The 17,533-nt window shown below is 40.9% G+C and carries 18 protein-coding genes; all 18 read right to left on the bottom strand.

Annotated features, from left to right (window positions below):
- Positions 1-2 precede the first annotated feature (2 nt).
- Positions 3-1,511 carry a uroporphyrinogen-III C-methyltransferase gene (gene cobA / locus LKD20_RS04780; RefSeq protein WP_227721038.1) on the bottom strand — a complete coding sequence of 503 codons (1,509 nt, stop codon included), beginning with the start codon at positions 1,509-1,511 and terminating at the stop codon, positions 3-5.
- On the bottom strand, positions 1,508-2,446 hold the full coding sequence (hemC, locus tag LKD20_RS04775; protein WP_039969005.1) for a hydroxymethylbilane synthase: 939 nt from the start codon (positions 2,444-2,446) through the stop codon (positions 1,508-1,510). The genes cobA and hemC overlap by 4 nt, the downstream gene beginning before the upstream one ends.
- Positions 2,447-2,450: 4 nt before the next feature.
- A complete protein-coding gene (hemA, locus tag LKD20_RS04770) occupies positions 2,451-3,722 on the bottom strand; it encodes a glutamyl-tRNA reductase (protein ID WP_005385587.1) in 1,272 nt (423 codons plus the stop codon).
- Positions 3,691-4,338, bottom strand: coding sequence for a precorrin-2 dehydrogenase/sirohydrochlorin ferrochelatase family protein (locus LKD20_RS04765; protein WP_005385585.1), 648 nt, complete (start codon positions 4,336-4,338; stop codon positions 3,691-3,693). Before LKD20_RS04765 ends, hemA begins: the two co-directional genes overlap by 32 nt.
- Positions 4,339-4,395: 57 nt before the next feature.
- Positions 4,396-5,181, bottom strand: a complete 786-nt coding sequence (locus tag LKD20_RS04760) for a YlmH family RNA-binding protein (protein WP_119206332.1) — start codon at positions 5,179-5,181, stop codon at positions 4,396-4,398.
- Between the two features lie 2 nt (positions 5,182-5,183).
- Complete coding sequence (proC, locus tag LKD20_RS04755) at positions 5,184-5,978, bottom strand: pyrroline-5-carboxylate reductase (RefSeq protein WP_227721037.1); 795 nt, start codon at positions 5,976-5,978, stop codon at positions 5,184-5,186.
- 26 nt (positions 5,979-6,004) lie between these two features.
- Entirely contained in the window at positions 6,005-6,502 is a 498-nt protein-coding gene (locus LKD20_RS04750) for a cell division protein SepF (RefSeq protein WP_105094160.1), read from the bottom strand.
- A gap of 51 nt (positions 6,503-6,553) precedes the next feature.
- On the bottom strand, positions 6,554-7,240 hold the full coding sequence (locus tag LKD20_RS04745; RefSeq protein ID WP_105084896.1) for a YggS family pyridoxal phosphate-dependent enzyme: 687 nt from the start codon (positions 7,238-7,240) through the stop codon (positions 6,554-6,556).
- Positions 7,241-7,370: 130 nt separating this feature from the next.
- Entirely contained in the window at positions 7,371-8,225 is an 855-nt protein-coding gene (locus LKD20_RS04740; RefSeq protein WP_227721036.1) for a purine nucleoside phosphorylase YfiH/LACC1 family protein, read from the bottom strand.
- Positions 8,226-8,234: 9 nt separating this feature from the next.
- Complete coding sequence (locus LKD20_RS04735; RefSeq protein WP_227721035.1) at positions 8,235-9,962, bottom strand: radical SAM protein; 1,728 nt, start codon at positions 9,960-9,962, stop codon at positions 8,235-8,237.
- Positions 9,963-10,099: 137 nt separating this feature from the next.
- Positions 10,100-10,819: a DUF421 domain-containing protein gene (locus LKD20_RS04730; RefSeq protein WP_024066652.1), complete on the bottom strand. Its 720-nt coding sequence runs from the start codon at positions 10,817-10,819 to the stop codon at positions 10,100-10,102.
- 12 nt (positions 10,820-10,831) lie between these two features.
- Positions 10,832-11,293 carry a DUF3290 family protein gene (locus tag LKD20_RS04725; protein ID WP_105094164.1) on the bottom strand — a complete coding sequence of 154 codons (462 nt, stop codon included), beginning with the start codon at positions 11,291-11,293 and terminating at the stop codon, positions 10,832-10,834.
- A gap of 123 nt (positions 11,294-11,416) precedes the next feature.
- Complete coding sequence (locus LKD20_RS04720; protein WP_005375719.1) at positions 11,417-11,926, bottom strand: hypothetical protein; 510 nt, start codon at positions 11,924-11,926, stop codon at positions 11,417-11,419.
- A 144-nt stretch (positions 11,927-12,070) separates the two neighbouring features.
- A complete protein-coding gene (ilvC, locus tag LKD20_RS04715) occupies positions 12,071-13,078 on the bottom strand; it encodes a ketol-acid reductoisomerase (RefSeq protein ID WP_227721034.1) in 1,008 nt (335 codons plus the stop codon).
- 175 nt (positions 13,079-13,253) lie between these two features.
- The gene (locus LKD20_RS04710) at positions 13,254-14,048 is read right to left on the bottom strand and encodes an ABC transporter ATP-binding protein (protein ID WP_227721033.1); all 795 of its coding nucleotides are present in this window, start codon (positions 14,046-14,048) and stop codon (positions 13,254-13,256) included.
- Between the two features lie 11 nt (positions 14,049-14,059).
- Positions 14,060-14,548, bottom strand: coding sequence for an acetolactate synthase small subunit (ilvN, locus tag LKD20_RS04705; protein WP_119206339.1), 489 nt, complete (start codon positions 14,546-14,548; stop codon positions 14,060-14,062).
- Positions 14,548-16,257 (bottom strand): biosynthetic-type acetolactate synthase large subunit, encoded by a 1,710-nt coding sequence (gene ilvB / locus LKD20_RS04700; RefSeq protein WP_227721032.1) that lies wholly within the window; start codon positions 16,255-16,257, stop codon positions 14,548-14,550. The genes ilvN and ilvB overlap by 1 nt, the downstream gene beginning before the upstream one ends.
- Before the next feature lie 18 nt (positions 16,258-16,275).
- Positions 16,276-17,499 carry a threonine ammonia-lyase gene (ilvA, locus tag LKD20_RS04695; RefSeq protein ID WP_060924497.1) on the bottom strand — a complete coding sequence of 408 codons (1,224 nt, stop codon included), beginning with the start codon at positions 17,497-17,499 and terminating at the stop codon, positions 16,276-16,278.
- Between the last annotated feature and the right edge of the window lie 34 nt (positions 17,500-17,533).

Genomic DNA, 17,533 nt, shown 5'->3' with positions numbered 1-17,533 from the left:
TCCTAAATGTCCTTTACAATAGCATTTACCAAGCCATCAGTTGTATATACATCGCTGATAACAGCCGGTTTAAGACCTGCACTCATAGCTGTAGCAGCTGTGATAGGTCCGATGCAAGCAATCTTAGTATTACCTAATAGTTTCAATGCATCATCGCCCAATAATTGAATTGTATTGGTTACTGTAGAGGAACTTGTAAACGTAATATAGTCTACAGTACCTGCAGTTAATGCATTTACTAATGCTTCTTGTTGAGATGTATCTTGTGTCGTTTCATATAAACGCAAAATATCTACATCTATATCGTGATGACGCAAAGAGCGTGGAATTACGTCGCGCGCTACTTTTGGTTGAATAAGCAATACGGAGTCCCCTGCTTTGAGCTCTTCTTCAAGAGCCTTTACAGCAGATTCAGCTTTGTAGTCTACAGGAATAATATCTGGTACGATGCCGTATTTTTGAAGTTCACGAGCTGTAGCACAGCCGATAGCTGCTACTTTAGAATTACCTAATGCACGTGTATCCTTGCCTTCTTTGTAAAGAGCATTAAAGAAGTAACGAACTCCTTCACCAGAAGTGAATACGATGCATTGGTATTGTTTTGTATTATTGATGATGCGTTTATCTTCATCAAACAACTCCAATGGAGATGTTTTAATCGCTGCCGCTTCTATTACATTAGCACCTTGAGCTGCTAATTTTTCGCGGAATGCACTAGCTTGAGAGCGAGCGCGTGTAACTACAATAGTTTTGCCGAATAAAGGTTTATTATCGAACCATTGTAATTTTTCACGAAGGTTAACTACATCGCCTACTACGATGATAGCTGGCGCTTTTAGTTGTGCCTTTTCTACGTCTTCTACTACATGTTCAAGGGTAGATACGAGAACTTCTTGAACCGTTTTTGTACCCCAACGAACAAGCGCTACTGGTGTAGAAGCTGGGCGTCCATAAGCCATCAATTTTTCTGCAATAGTAGGCAAGTTGCCAACGCCCATTACAAAGCAAAGTGTATCAACGGCTGTAGCAAGGCCTTCCCAGTGAATACCAGATACTGCTTTAGTTGGATCTTCATGGCCTGTTACAACTGCAAAGGATGTAGCCATAGCGCGTTGTGTTACAGGAATACCTGCATAAGCAGGTGCTGCAATTGGAGATGTTACACCAGGTACAAACTCAAATGGTACGCCAGCTTCACCAAGAGCCATAGCCTCTTCACCACCACGGCCAAATACGAGTGGATCTCCGCCTTTTAAGCGAGCTACGATTTTACCTTCTTTACCTTTTTGTACTAAAAGCTCATTAATTTCCCATTGGTGCATTGTGTGATCTTTACATTGTTTACCAGCGTAAATCAATTCTGCATCTGGGCGTGCCCATTCAAGTAAATGAGCATCTGCTAAATAGTCATATACAATTACATCTGCTTTTTCAATGCATTCGCGACCTTTTACAGTAATAAGTTTAACATCGCCAGGGCCTGCACCGATTAGATATACCATACCTGTCATTTTATGATTCCTTCCTCTATGAGAGCATCCACAATATGTTTGCCACCTTCTTCATATAAGGCTTTTGCAAGGTTTTTACCAAGAATTTCAGCTTTTTTAGCAGGGCCAGAAATTTCTCCTTCGTACACAGTTTTACCGTCGAGGGAGGCAATCATAGCCTTTAGTATCAATTGACCTTTATTAATAGTACCATGTACACCCATCGGCACTTGGCAACCACCATTTAACTGACGCAAGAAGCTGCGTTCCCCTTCAACGGCATAGCGTGTAGCTTCGTCGTTAATAGGAGCTAGCATTTCAAGCATTTCCGTATCGTCAGCGCGGCACTCGATAGCAAGAGCACCTTGACCAACGGCAGGAATCATTTCATCAGCTTTAAATACTTGGGTAATTTGATCATCTAAGCCCAACCGTTTAAGACCAGCTTGTGCCAAGATAACACCATCTAGCTTCTCTGTTTCAATCTTGCTTAAGCGGGTTTGTACATTGCCGCGGATAACCTCCACCTTAAGGTCCGGTCGCACATGTAATAATTGGGCTTGACGGCGCAAGCTACTCGTACCGACGCAAGCACCTTCAGGCAATTTATCTAATGTTTTATACACAGGGCTTACGAGCGCATCGTAAGGAACTTCACGGGCTGAAATAGCACCTAGCGTAAGACCTTCTGGCAACTCTGTAGGCATATCTTTCAAGCTATGTACGGCGATATCGATGTCGCCTTTATGCATAGCCTCTTCTAGCTCAGCGGTAAATAAACCTTTGCCACCAACTTGAGCCAGTGGTTTTTCCAAGATACGGTCACCCTTTGTATTAAAGTGAACAAGCTCTACTGTAATGTTTGGGTACAGACGTTGTAACTCTGCACTAATATGTTCAGCCTGCCATAGGGCAAGGGCACTTTTTCGCGTGCCGATTCGAATATGGTCTCTCATGGCATTAGCCTTCTTTCTCAAGATTAAACATATCTTTGAATAAATCCCAGTACAAACCTTCTTCCTCTGTACCGGCGATTTCGTTAAAGTGAATCATCGGTTCACGCAACATTTTGCGAATGATCATGCGACTCATAGAGTCCATAATACGGCGCTCTTTATCTGAAATGTCAGGTAATTTCGCCAATGCACGATGTAACTCACGACGGCGAATGCGCTCTGCTTTTTCCGTGAGCAATGCCATCATAGGGCGCACCGTTAGATAGCTCAATTTATCTAATAATTCTTCAATGGCATCGTGAATGATAGGCTCTGCACGACGAGCTTCTTCTTCGCGTTGTGCCTTATTTTCTTCTACTACGCTTTCAAGGGAATCAATATTGAATAAATAAATACCATCCATATCTGCCACAGTAGGGTCGATATCACGAGGTACTGCAATATCAATCATAACGATAGGCTCACCCTTGCGAAGAGATGCAATTTTCTTTGCTTCTCGTTCCGTAATAATATAATGTGGCGCCCCTGTAGATGTGATGAGGATGTCCGCATCTTTAGCGTAATCTACAAAGTTATCGAGCTTAACAGCCTTACCATTAAAACGCTCAGCCAATACCTCTGCCTTAGCAAAGGTTCTATTAGATACGAAAATCGTTTTTACACCCTTTGCTTGTAAGTGCGTTGCGGTCAACTCACTCATGGTACCGGCCCCTAAGATGAGTACCGTCGCTTCAGATAAAGGTTTATCTAAGCTGTCCTCAGCTAGGTTAACAGCGGTGTAACTAACGGATACAGGCGTATTCGCGATGCCAGTATTGGTACGTACTTTTTTACCAACACTAATGGCTCGTTGGAATAAAATATTAAAAATCGTACCTGTACAGCCTGCACTATAGGCTTGGATATAAGCCCCTTTTAATTGGCTCAAGATTTGTCCTTCCCCCAACACAAGGGAATCGAGGCTTGCAGACACACGGAATAGATGTTCAATGCAATCTCGTTCTTCATAGAAGAAGAATGCATCTTCATCGATGTGATCGGCACCTTTTAAATCCTTTAATACTGCCAGCATATATTCTTTAGGAAACTCTACACCTTCTAAGGCCGCGTAAATTTCGGTTCTATTACAGGTAGACAAAATAACGCATTCTGCTACACAGTCAAATTCATAGAGGCGGTTCAGTGCTGAGGCGACCTCGTCCTTATCAAACGAGAAACGTTCACGCACCTCTACAGCGGCACTTCTATGATTTAGACCTAATACCACTAATTTCATGGTCAAGTTTCTCCTCTATAGTCATCCACTCTCCCTTGAGAATGGCTTCAAATGTTTCTACGGTCAGATGGTCTCGCCAAAATTTCTGTCGAGCCTCTGGAGTAGGAAGTAGTAACTTTACTTCTTCTCTAAATATTTTAAGTCTAGGCATAGCCTTTTGCAACTGACCATAACGATTCATCATATCTTGCTTTACGAGGCGATTGATACGAGGTCCTACGTTATTAGCGCTAATAGCGATATGAAGATCGCCTAGTTCAAGGGATGAAGGTACAGTAAATCTGCATGCACTAGGGGCGTCACTGCGATTAGTCCAAACGCGGTGTTTTTTCCCCATATCATATAACGTATCGTTTAATTCGCTATTATCTGTACAGATAAAGAACAAACTGCTCGTTATAATGTGGTGTTCATCATCCATTGTGAAAGCACGGTCGTACCACGTGATACGATTATCCTTTGCCCATTGGCAAATCCTATCTGTTACAGTGGGAGCAATCACCACAATGTTGCATGGCTCATCAATAAAGAGCTGCATTCGTCGCTCTGCGACCTTCCCGCCGCCAACGAATAGGATTGTATCTTCAGTTGTAGGTTGAAATGTTATGGATACCATGGCTGTCCTACTATATACAAAAAAATCGGCTTGATGGTCAAGCCGATTTTCAATTGCCTACATGAATCGTTTCAGATATACGCCGATACGCCCCTTACGAGATGTACCTGTAATGGCTTCTACCTTCATTCGGCCACGACCACGCATAGAGATTACATCCCCTTCTTTAACTTCTTGGGATGCACCCTTAGCTGGTTGCCAGTTTACTTGCAATAATCCTGCATTTATAGCGCTTACCAATTTAGTACGAGACACGCTAAAACCAGAACTTGCCACCGCATCTAAGCGCAAAGAAGCAACTGTAGTGCGGACTTCTTTAATTTTTTCTTCTTTTGGTGCAATATCTGATAGCTCAATAGCCTCTACAGATACGGAAACCATAGCAATTTTCGTAAAGTTTTGAATCACGAAGTCTGCTACGCTTTCATCCACCAAAATTTGAGCGCCCCCTTGTTGAACGATAACGTCCCCAAATTTAGAGCGATCAATGCCAAGGCCCATCAAGGAGCCCAGTACATCGCGATGAGTAAGTAATCGGAACCGTGGGTCCCAATTTACCTTAAGGGCGCGAATCCCCATATCCACAGTACCGTTAAAGTCGCTATCTACAAAGGCGATGCGGATACGTTCCGCCCCTTCATAGCCACCGTCTGTCTTAACGATAAGCTGTGGGTAGTTAGCCTTGATTGCGTCTGCAATGACAAGACCTGCAGGGCTCGTAAAGTCCGCCACGCGATAAGGACGGCCTTTTACAACCTGCTCAGCCAAGTCTAGCATGCGGCGAGCTTCCTCACCACTGCCACTGGCTTCAAAATATCGTATTAATTTACTAGTATCTGCCAAAATTATTTCCCCAATTCATTCGACCGAGCAAGACATGCTACTACGCCGTCTTGGAGAGCACTGCGAAGTCCACCTTTTTCCATGGCACCAATACCGGCAATGGTAGTGCCACCTGGACTTGTTACTTGATCTCGTAGTACTGCTGGATGATTGCCACTTTCAAGAGCCATCTTACCAGCACCATACATCGTTTGAGCCGCTGCCTTGATTGCCAAGTGACGAGGCAATCCAATGCGAACGCCCGCATCAGCTAACGCATCAAGAATGACGAACATATAACCAGGGCCCGCACCAGATAGTGCACCTAAGCGATCTAAATCAGCTTCGCTTACCACCGCTACCTCGCCAACAGCCTCAAATAATGCTTGAACATCACGACCAAGGTCCGTATGTACATCATCCCCTGCAAGAGCCGTCATACCTGCACCGATAGAAGCCGGTGTATTTGGCATAGCTCTAAACCAGTTAGCTTGCGGAATCGCTGCATCTAGAGTATCTAAGGTGATACCTGCTGCAACGGAGATCATAACAGTCCCATAAGGTACTTCTTTTAACGTCTCTAATACAGATGGTAACACTTGTGGTTTTACGGCCAACAAAATAGTATTGTATTCGTTTACATTAGGCAATGTAGTAAAACCTACTACACCGAGCTCCTCAGTTAGAGCCTTACATTGTTCTTCGCGACGCACGAGAATGTGTGTATCACTTGCTTTCAACACGCCATGCTGTAATGCACCGCGCAATAGAGCGCCACCCATCGAGCCAACGCCGATACATAAGGTTTTACCTAACATAGTTGTCACCACCGTTTATAGAGAAATTATTTGTTTTCCCAAGCGTATTCGTTTTGCTCAGCTTTGTTACTTTCATTATCAGAATAATCAATGGAAATGTTTACAGGTACGCACATGAAAATGTCCTTACCAACCTTTTCCAATTTGCCATCCAATGCAAATGTCGCACCAGATACGAAGTCCACAATACGTGCTGCTTCATGAGGATCTGTATTTTCAAAGTTAATCAATACAGGACGCATGTCGCGCAATTGATGTGTAATATTTTCAGAGTCTTCAAATACTTTTGGTTCAATTACAACTACTTTCATAGCTGTTGGACGTTGTGTCATCGTAGATTGGCCTCCTACCTTGCGTGGATGAAATTCAGATGCGCCGGATACTGGAGCTACTGGAGCTACTGGTGTAGGTTCCGCTTCATATTCCTCTTCATCTTCATAGTCATAATCATCATATTCATAGTCATCATCATTTTTGCCTAAGAATAAGTTTTTTGCTTTGTCTAAATAATCTCCCAATGCCATTTGGATTTCCTCCTAATACTTAACGCTATCGATTATCAGGCAACCCAAGCCTTAATCATACACACGTTCCCCAAAAATTGCTGTGCCTACACGAACGATGTTAGCCCCTTCTTCTAAAGCGACTTCAAAGTCGTGAGTCATCCCCATAGATAAATATTGAATCTGCCCTTCTTCAAAGTAGCCCTTCATATCCTCATACAAGGCGTTTGCTACGCGGAAGATTGGACGTGCTTCCTCTGGATCGTCGAAAAATGGCGCCATACACATCAAGCCCCGTACACGTACATGAGGCAATGTCTTTGCATAATCTCGAATCTCTGGAAACTCCTCTACGGACATGCCCGTTTTGGAGGCTTCTCGAGCTACATTGACTTGCAATAATACGTCTTGCACTTTGTCGTGCTTTGTAGCGACCTTTTCGATTTCATCTAATAGTTTACGGCTGTCTACAGAATGAATTAAATCAAACATAGGCACCGCTTGACGTACCTTATTAACCTGTAAATGACCAATCAAGTGCCATGTTAATGCTGGACCTTTATAGGTGAGCTGTTTTTCTTTAGCCTCTTGTACTCGATTTTCCCCCACATGAGTAACACCGAGACGTGCGACCTCTTCCACCGCTGATACAGGGTGGTTCTTAGTAACAGCTACTAATAATGCTGTATCTACGCGACCAACGCGCGCCATAGCATCTGCCATGCGCTGCTGTATTGCGTGTAGGGATTCTTCAATCATGTGATTCCCCTTCAATCTATATTTAAAAACCATAAAATATATTTGTATAGACTATTCTATTATATAGTATTTAGTATTGATTGTACATCATTTAGGTCTTATAAAGCCTATAAATCTATGTATGTATATACTACCGTTCTTGTAGCATACCAAATAAAGCCATGCGACCTGTTTTACCAGATTCCCGACGATAGGAATAACAATCTCTATCTGTTACTGTATCGGTACCGCCAATAGCGATATTTTCTTTAGGAACACCATTCACCATAAGTCCTTCGGCGATAAAGTTCCATAAGTTGATATAGGCTTTATCTAGTTTATCACCTGGATAGTTTACAATATCAGCCATACTAAGGTCGGTCATACCACGCCAAGCTAATTCAAAACGTTTCCCTAACTCTACATCGACTTCAAAAGATTCTGGTCCAATGCTATGTCCAAGATAGATATAACAATCTTTGAACTCCGTACCATACGCTTCTTTCATAGCCTCAATAGTAAGAACTGGCAAATGTCCTATCGCTCCGCGCCAGCCTGCATGTACCGTAGCAATAGCGTGATGCTTAGCATCGTAAATACCAACAGCTACGCAGTCGGCGGTAAATAAAAATAGCGGTACATTCGGTAATTTTGTAAATACAGCATCACAATCGGCTATAGCTGTATCCTCTCCAAAGGCACCTGCCCCTATGAGGCCTTCTGTGATTTCCACAGCCTTTAAACCATGTACTTGATTACCACAAGAGATTCGCTCTGGTTCAACACCTAAATATTCAGCAACAATAGCACGGTTTTCACGAACATACTTAGGCTCATCCCCTACGTGAAATGCTAAATTTAGTGATTTATAGGGCTCTTGAGATACACCACCATGACGGTACGTATCACCTATTGTAATAGGAAAACGATCTGCCCAATTAGGAGTTTCATAAGACCAAGTACCATGAGGTCCTTTAATATCTATACGTTTTACAGATTGATTCATAAGTGCCTCCTATTTACATACACCACATCGCTTACAGCCTTGTACACATGGCGGTGTATACGCTTCATCAACGGAGCGCTTCCATTCCATTTCAAGATATCCATCGTCCATCCCCATATCGAGGTGACTCCATGGTAAAAATTCATCAAAGCTTCGTTCACGATAGTTCATATCGTCCATATCAAGACCGGCTGCCTTCATTTCAGACTTAAAGGACTTACTACCACGATCTGCTGCGCACGCCGCAATAACGGCACCTAAACGACGATCACCACGAGCGAGTACACCTTGGATATACGCCTCTTTTGGCGACTCTACTAACACCTCAATACGACGATTTTTTTGTAGCGCCTTCTTAATATATTGTAGTTTTTTCTCTATCGTTTTTTGATTGTCCATAGCCATCCACTGGAATGGTGTAAATGGTTTGGGAATAAATGGATTAATACTAAGTGTCAAACGACCTTTACAGCCTACCTCGGCCATATGGGCTTGCGTCCGTTCTGCCAGGCCTACAATGGCTTCAATATCCTCGTCTGTTTCCGTAGGCAACCCAATCATAATGTAAAGGCGCATGTGTTGAATTCCAGACTTAGCAGATAAGGTAGCAGCATTTTTTAGATGTTCCTCGCTAATCCCTTTATTAATAACGCGGCGTAACCGTTCACTGCCCGTTTCTGGAGCAATAGTAATCGTCTTTTGACCGCTATCTGCCAAGCCATCTACTACGGCTTGCGTCAAAGAATCTGCCCGCAAGGATGCACAGGAATAGCGCATATCTTTAGACCGAATATACGTAACTAGTTCATCTACCTCTGGATAGTCAGAAATAGCGGCCCCCATGAGACCTACCTTTTTGCCAAGTTTTTCAGCCCGATCCACGCCTTCTTTTAAAATATCTAAAGGCCGTACACGGGGTACGCGGAAGCAATAGCCGGCCATACAGAATCGACAATGGCGACCACATCCACGGGCCACTTCGATTATATACATAGCACCAAACTCTGTATAATTCGTAGCTACTACGGTTTCGCCACCGCTAGTGAGCATTTCAAAGTGACGTTTAATCGTCTTCGGCGCTCCTTCTACAATATCATAGCCTTTAAATTCACCATCTTCGCTATAGATTGGTACGTATAAGGATGGTACATACACGCCAGATATATTCGCTAATTCGCGCAAAATAGCATGTCGATCTAGACCCTCCATTTTGCCATCGCGAATGATATCTAGAACGCGACTAACGATACCTTCCCCTTCACCGATGATGAAAGCATCGATAAAGTCCGCAAAAGGCTCTGGATTAAAGGTAGCACATGGGCCACCAGCAATAACGATAGGATCAAATTCTGTGCGATCTTTCCCCATAATAGGTACGCGTCCATGACGTAACATCAACGGAATATGGAAATAGTCCATTTCAAAGGTTACGTCAAAGGCCACCACATCAAATTGATGCATAGGCCTCTGTGTTTCAACACTCATCAACGGTGTCTTAGTCTTATCGTATGCTTCTAATTCTTTCTTCTCAGGCAAGAAAATGCGTTCACATACGCTATCATTGCGTAAGTTGATTTCCTCATAAATAATGTGGAGACCAAGATTACTCATGCCTACAAAATATGTATTAGGATAGACGATAGCTACCTTCTGCCCTGCATGAGGGTTTACCGTTACCCGACTATCTTCGTCTTTATATAATGCTTGTAATCTATCAATTAAATCTTTACGATTCACTAATTTCCTTTCTATATAAGCCCACTACGAATAGTGGGCTTAAAAACATTTTATATATCGTTTGTATGTCTATATTTGTATGTCTATAAGAGTAGTATATAATACTTATCTTAACTATACTATAAGACCAAGAAACATTACAATTTAGATTTCAATTTATCCTTTGTATGAGAGGTCTTATCTTTAAGTGTTTTTACAATTTGAGGGCGATGTTTTTTTTCATAAGGGTAAATAACAACTTCCCCATCTTTGTATTCTGCAATGTATACCTCCTTAATTTTATAGCCTTGCTTTTCAACTTCTTCTTCTAGCCAATCCTGGCCTTTTTCAATTACATCTAATGTAAAATGGTTAATTTGACCATCATCAATAAGGTCAAATTTAATATTCTCATCACTAAATTGAACTACGCTGAGCTGACCATTTTGCTCCAATACAGCACGCTTAACATCCGTAACATATTGAACACCTGCTGTACGAAGCTTTAACTTAAGCTCCGCCGCTTGAATGCCATAACGCATACATTCTTCTGTTAAGATATGACCTTTTTCAATAACAATTACAGGATGTCCATCCAAAATAGTTTTAAAGAATCGGAGATTTCCTTTTAAGAACTTAAGCGTCATTACAAGTATAGTCCATAAAATGAGGACTAACATAAACTGTAAAATACCGATTTGGTCATTGTAAATAATGGCACCGATAATACCACCAAGTACATAGTTTTGTAATTGGTCCAAAGCAGAGGTTGGCGCTAAGTTGCCCTTCCCCATTAAGTTGATTTGTAAGATAATCGCCAAGAGACCGATGGCGAGTTTGGCAAAGACCATCCCATAGACGGCCATAGCTTCTGTCATTTACGTTCCTCCTTATGGTAATACGTCCGCTTTATCATGAATACGATCTGTTGGGCTCATCTTATACACACGAGTAATTGTATAGGTTGTAAATTCTGGATTAAACTGAACCTCATAATAATCATCGCTTACCTTTAAAATCATACCATTGCGAATTTTTAAGGAGTTAACCGCTAATTGCTCACTTGGTACAGAACGATCAGCACTAAAAGAATGTAAAAATTGAGCCATACGAGAAGAGTCTTCAGAGTATGTTTTCATTCGGTTATATTCTTGATACTCCAGTCCTAAGAAAAACACTACAACTAAAGACAAAATAACCAATAAATCACGATAGCGATTAGTAAAACCATTTCGCAATACCTGTACACCTAGAACAAGCAGTGCTAAAAGAATGGCAACAAAAACGATAAAGCCCCATGTTTGGCCTGTCACAGCCTGACTTTCAACATAGGCCAACGTGTAAAAATCCATATTGTTCTCCTTTCATATATTATTCTTTATTATATCACAAATAAATATGCTAATAACCAACAACGATTTATAAAAAATAGAGCTACCACAATGATAGCTCTATTAAACAGTTACTATACTAATTTATTTACATTCACGGTACACGATGATATAAGCATGAGTATTCGCTGTAAAACCAGATTCTAATTCTAGTTCAACTTCTAAAACGGCATCGTCAACGTCACCTTTATAATACGCATTACGTTGTTCTGCGGAATAGAAATACATAGCCGCATTATATTCATTACCTGCTTGTACTGGAATTGTGATGGTAACAGGCTGTGTTTCAACATTCTTTGTTTTAGTACCCACATTATCCGTCGTGTAATATACGGATTCAATGGTATGTTCTCCTGGTGTTAATGCCACAATGACTTGACCATATTGACCAGTTTTATGATCAATAGTAGAAAGGTCCTTACCATCAACCTTTACAGATTTACCATAAATATGAAGAATCGCTTTATTAGCATTCTCTTGTACAAATTGTTGTTCACCGGCTTGTCGTTTTTTATTGAACTTCATAAATACAGCAAACAAAATGGCCCAAATGACTGCAACCGCCACGATGATAATAATAGTTGTAGAACTCATAGTATCTCTCCTTATACCAAAATATACTACACTAACTCTACGTTAACTATATCATACGTACTTGTATTATTCAATAAAAAGCGACCCCAAATGGGGTCGCTTTCAGTAAGCCTATGCTTATTAAGAAATTACTAATGCAATCTCTTATTTCAACCAGCTCATCAAGTTGCGAAGTTCTGCACCAACTGGTTCGATTGGATGGTTAGCAGCTGCTTCACGATGTTCTTTAAGGAATTTTTGACCATTTTTGGAATCAGCCAAGAATTCGTCAGCGAATTTACCAGATTGGATATCAGCCAAGATTTGTTCCATAGCTTTTTTAGTATCTGCAGTAATTACGCGAGGACCTGCATGGTAGTCACCATATTCAGCTGTGTTGGAAATGGAGTGACGCATTTTTTGGAAGCCACCTTCGTAGATAAGGTCTACGATCAATTTCATTTCATGCAAGCATTCGAAGTAAGCGTTTACAGGTTCATAACCAGCTTCTGTTAATACTTCGAAACCAGTTTTAATCAATTCAGTAACACCGCCGCACAATACAGCTTGTTCACCGAAGAGGTCAGTTTCAGTTTCGGATTTGAAGTTAGTTTCCAAGATACCGGAACGGCCACCACCGATACCAGAAGCCCATGCTAATGCAACTTCTTCAGTATCACCAGATGGATCTTTTTCTACAGCGTACAAGCAAGGAACACCGGAACCTTCTTGGTATGTACGACGTACTAAATGACCAGGGCCTTTAGGAGCTACCATGAATACGTTGATGTCTTCACGAGGTACGATTTTACCGAAGTGAATGTTGAATCCGTGAGCAAATGCCAAGTATGCACCTTGTTTTAAGTTAGGAGCGATATCTTGTGCATATACGTCTGCTTGTAATTCGTCTGGAATCAATACCATAACGATGTCAGCACCTTTAACTGCTTCTGCAGTTTCTTTAACTGTAAGGCCTGCTTCTTCAGCAGTTTTCCAGCTAGAAGAACCACCACGAAGACCAATTGTTACGTCCATACCATTTTCTTTCAAGTTCAATGCATGCGCATGACCTTGGGAGCCGTAACCTAAAACTGTAATTTTTTTGCCTTCCAATTTGCTCAAATTACAATCTGCATCATAATAAACTGTAGTACCTAAAATTTTACCTGCCATACTAGACAACCTCCAAAATATATTCAATAGAATATTTAATATATATACTGTACACAATCTCACAAATAAATGCAAGATTTGTAGGGTATATCGTAATTTATCGAATAGTCAAATAGACTAATCTACAACTTAAATTTGTACCCTTTTTGTATTAAGAAAAAATGAATTATCCCAATTATAGCTCTTGCTTAACTATAATCCATGGGCGATTTTTCTCCCATACAACGGATACATCAATACCGAATACATCGCTTAGAATTTCATCGGTTAAGATGTCCTGTTTCTTGCCTTTATACACAATGAGACCATCTTTAATAATAGCTACATGTGTAATACTTGACATAATCTCTTCAATTTGATGAGATACATAAATAAAAGGCTTATGCTCCTCTCGTGCCATATTCTCAACAGTTCTTAAGAATTGCTCACGAGCAGGCAAATCAAGTCCAGAACAAGGCTCATCTAAAATGAGTAAATCTGGATTAGCCATAATAGCCCGTGCTAGTAAAACACGGCGCTGTTCACCAGCAGATAGTGTATGAAATCTATGGCCTTCCAAATAGGACAAACCAAACTCAGACAATAATTGTAGTCCTCGTTCACGTACTTCAGGCTCTACCTGTTGATAAATACCAATACTATTAAAAGTACCAGAAATAACAACATCTTCTACGACTTGTTTATCCAGTGTAGACTGGAATTGTCCAAGTGCCGAACTAACAAAGCCTAATCGGGCCTTGATCTTAGGCCATGCATATTTGCCAAATTCATGACCAAATACGCGTAATAGTCCTGTTGTGGGAATTTGGTAAGCTGGAATCATGCTGAGCATCGTCGATTTACCAGCCCCATTGAGACCTAATAAGGCCCAATTTTCCCCTTCCTCAACATGCCAATTAATGCCTTTTAAAATTTCGCGACCTTCACGACGAAACTTGACGTCTTCATAATGGAGTAATTCACTACTCACACAACCATCTCCTAAATCTTTTCTCCACGGCTCATTGCAGTAATGCCAGTTTTGGCAATTTCAAGGACACCATAAGTTTCCATAATTTGAATGAAACCGCGTAATTTTTCTACGCTACCAATTACTTCAATGATCATAGAAGTAGGAGAAATATCGAGCACATTGCCACGATATACATCGGCAATTTGTACAATTTGAGAGCGTGTTGCAGCAGTTGCTTTTACCTTGATAAGCATTAACTCACGGCATACCACATCATGATCTTCAAAAACTTTAACCTTTACAACATCAATGAGCTTGTAAATTTGTTTTTGAATTTGGTCTAAGATGCGATCATCTGCCTCAACGGTGAGGGTAATACGAGCGTAGCCTGGTTTATTTGTAATACCAGATGTCATCTTTGTAACATTAAAACCACGACGGTTAAAGAGTGCCAATATACGTGCACCAATGCCTGCTGTATTTTTTGCAATTACTAAGACTTGATGTTCTTTCGCCATTATAGCACCCCTTTCTTGCCCATCATACCACTTACGGTACCGCCAGCTGGAATCATCGGCAATACATTATCTTCTCTTGCTACACGGCAATCCAAGATGATACTTTCATCAGATGTAATGAAAGATTTAAATTCTTTATTGAAATCCTCTACATTATCGATACGAGCGGCTTTCAAATCAAAGGCATCTGCCAATTTCAAGAAGTCTGGGCTCGTTTCCAAATCTACATAGGAATAACGGCGGTCATTAAAGATTTGTTGCCATTGACGAACCATGCCAAGGTAACCATTATTAATGATAACAATCTTAATTGGTAAATTATATTGGCGAACCATCATGAGCTCTTCGAAGGTCATTTGGAATCCACCATCACCAACAACAAGGATAACTTGTTTATTTGGAGCACCCACTTGAGCTCCAATTGCAGCTGGTAAACCATAGCCCATAGTACCTGCACCACCAGAGGTAACAATGGTATGAGGTTTTTTATGAGTTAAGAATTGAGCCGCCCACATTTGATGTTGGCCTACGTCAGTTACAATAACTGCATCCTCTTTGGCAATCTTGTTAAGTTCAGATAATACGTATTGTGGATGTAATACACCATCTTTAGATTCAGGAATTACCATAGGATATTCCGCTTGCCATTCACGAATTTGTCCGATCCACGCTTCATGAGTTGTAGGTTCTACAAGCGTATTAAGTTCAGATAAAACTCGCTTCAAGTCACCTACAATTGGTACGTTAATAGTAACGTTTTTATCAATTTCTGCTGGGTCGATATCGATATGAATGATTTTAGCTTTTTTACAGAAGAAATCTGGATGACCTGTAATGCGATCGTGGAAACGAATACCAGCTGCAATAACAAGGTCTGCTTCTTCTGTACTATTATTAGCCGCTACAGAGCCATGCATCCCCACCATACCAAGAGCAAGCTCATGGTTCCCTGGGAAACCACCAAGGCCAACTAATGTATTTGTTACAGGAATTTGAGCCTTTTCTGCCAATTCCTTTAACTCATCCATAGCGCCAGATTTCAATACACCGGCACCGGCAATGATGAGCGGACGTTTTGCATTTTTAATGAGTGTAGCCGCTTTCTTAATTTGCCCTTGATGACCTTTATAGGTTGGATCATACCCTTCAAGATGGATAGGTACTTCATATAATTTATTGTATTCTGTCATGGATATTTTTTCTGTTTGAACATCCTTAGGAATATCAATAAGAACAGGTCCTGGACGACCTGTACTAGCAATAAAATACGCTTCTTTGATGATGCGAGGTAAATCGCGAATATCTTGAACAAGGTAGTTATGTTTTGTAATCGGCATGGTAATACCTTGGATATCTGCTTCTTGGAAGGAATCCTTACCAATAAACGGACGACCAACCTGACCAGTAATGGCCACCATAGGTACAGAATCCATGTAAGCAGTCATAATACCTGTAACAAGATTAGTTGCACCAGGACCGGACGTAGCAAGGCATACGCCTACTTTTCCAGATACGCGTGCATAACCATCTGCTGCATGGGCTGCACCTTGTTCATGACGAACAAAATAATGTTTAATTTCAGGGAAGCTATAAATTTCATCATAAATTGGAATTACCGCGCCGCCTGGATAACCGAACATGTCGGTTACACCAAGGCGATGCAATGTTTCAAGGACAATGCGTGCCCCATTGATTGTTTCTGCGCTCATAGGAACCCTTTCGACCAGCTATTCAGATAAAATCTCGCTGGAATTTAATCGTTTAATAATGTAACCATTATTTTTGAAAGTATCAATAATGTGTTTGATGTGTTCTTCACCATTTGTTTCTACAGTCACTTGCAATTCCACTTCATGGAAGCGGTCAAGGTTTTTAAACTGATTATGATCAAGTTTAATAACGTTTGCATCCGCATCTGCAAGCATTTCAGATACAGCAACCAATTGACCTGGTTTATCTGGAAGGTTTACAGAGAAAGTGAAGATACGACCACGCAATACGAGACCTTTATTGATCATAGAAGAAATAGTAAGTACGTCGATATTACCACCACTAACAATGGCTACTGCCTTTTTACCTTTGCAGTCTAATTTTTTTAGACCTGCTAATGGTAAAATACCGGAGTTTTCTGCTACTAACTTATGTTTTTCTACAAGCAACAAAAATGCTTCCATCAATTCATAATCAGAGACAGTAACAATTTCATCTACATATTTCTTAATATATTTTAATGTAGTTTCGCCGATTTGACGTACAGCTGTACCATCTGCGATAGTAGCCACCTCACTAAGTGGTACAGGATGATCTTCTTTTAACGCAGCTATTGCACTAGCCGCACCTTCTGGTTCTACACCAATAATTTTAATGCTAGGATTTTTTAATTTTGCCGCAGCTGCGATACCAGAAACAATACCGCCACCACCAACAGGAACTAGCAATACATCCGCATCAGGCAATTCCTCAAGAACTTCTAATGCAATTGTACCTTGCCCTTCGATAACATCTTCGTCATCAAAAGGATGGACGAACACATATCCGTGCTCTTGTTGTAATTCCATCGCTTTTTGGTAAGCTTCATCATAAATCTCACCATGTAGAACAACTTCGGCACCATATTGTTTTGTAGCATTAACCTTGATGAGAGGTGTATGTTTTGGCATAACGATTGTCGCTTTAATGCCTAGACGTTTTGCAGCAAGTGCTACACCTTGCGCATGATTACCGGCAGATGCGGCAATAACGCCGCACGCCTTTTCTTCTTCTGTTAATTTTGCAATTTTATTATATGCACCACGAACCTTAAAGGAACCTGTTATTTGCAAATTTTCTGGCTTTATATATACATCATTGCCACACTCGTCAGAGAACACATCACTATGAAGCAATTTTGTTTTCACCGTGATTGTGCTTAATCGCTCACGAGCCTCCATAAAATCATACAACTTATGCATGTACTCTATCTCCTCTAGTTAGTATTAATGAAAA

Origin of the sequence: Veillonella fallax (genome assembly GCF_020687175.1) — a bacterium.
GTDB classification, from domain to species: domain Bacteria; phylum Bacillota; class Negativicutes; order Veillonellales; family Veillonellaceae; genus Veillonella; species Veillonella fallax.
This window is presented reverse-complemented; position numbering and strand designations above follow the sequence as displayed.

Bases quoted from the DNA above. Each gene is read 5' to 3' on its own strand.
- cobA (WP_227721038.1), bottom strand. From the start codon at position 1,511: ATGACAGGTATGGTATATCTAATCGGTGCAGGCCCTGGCGATGTTAAA.
- hemC (WP_039969005.1), bottom strand. From the start codon at position 2,446: ATGAGAGACCATATTCGAATCGGCACGCGAAAAAGTGCCCTTGCCCTA.
- hemA (WP_005385587.1), bottom strand. From the start codon at position 3,722: ATGAAATTAGTGGTATTAGGTCTAAATCATAGAAGTGCCGCTGTAGAG.
- LKD20_RS04765 (WP_005385585.1), bottom strand. From the start codon at position 4,338: ATGGTATCCATAACATTTCAACCTACAACTGAAGATACAATCCTATTC.
- proC (WP_227721037.1), bottom strand. From the start codon at position 5,978: ATGTTAGGTAAAACCTTATGTATCGGCGTTGGCTCGATGGGTGGCGCT.
- LKD20_RS04750 (WP_105094160.1), bottom strand. From the start codon at position 6,502: ATGGCATTGGGAGATTATTTAGACAAAGCAAAAAACTTATTCTTAGGC.
- LKD20_RS04745 (WP_105084896.1), bottom strand. From the start codon at position 7,240: ATGATTGAAGAATCCCTACACGCAATACAGCAGCGCATGGCAGATGCT.
- LKD20_RS04740 (WP_227721036.1), bottom strand. From the start codon at position 8,225: ATGAATCAATCTGTAAAACGTATAGATATTAAAGGACCTCATGGTACT.
- LKD20_RS04730 (WP_024066652.1), bottom strand. From the start codon at position 10,819: ATGACAGAAGCTATGGCCGTCTATGGGATGGTCTTTGCCAAACTCGCC.
- LKD20_RS04725 (WP_105094164.1), bottom strand. From the start codon at position 11,293: ATGGATTTTTACACGTTGGCCTATGTTGAAAGTCAGGCTGTGACAGGC.
- LKD20_RS04720 (WP_005375719.1), bottom strand. From the start codon at position 11,926: ATGAGTTCTACAACTATTATTATCATCGTGGCGGTTGCAGTCATTTGG.
- ilvC (WP_227721034.1), bottom strand. From the start codon at position 13,078: ATGGCAGGTAAAATTTTAGGTACTACAGTTTATTATGATGCAGATTGT.
- ilvN (WP_119206339.1), bottom strand. From the start codon at position 14,548: ATGGCGAAAGAACATCAAGTCTTAGTAATTGCAAAAAATACAGCAGGC.
- ilvB (WP_227721032.1), bottom strand. From the start codon at position 16,257: ATGAGCGCAGAAACAATCAATGGGGCACGCATTGTCCTTGAAACATTG.
- ilvA (WP_060924497.1), bottom strand. From the start codon at position 17,499: ATGCATAAGTTGTATGATTTTATGGAGGCTCGTGAGCGATTAAGCACA.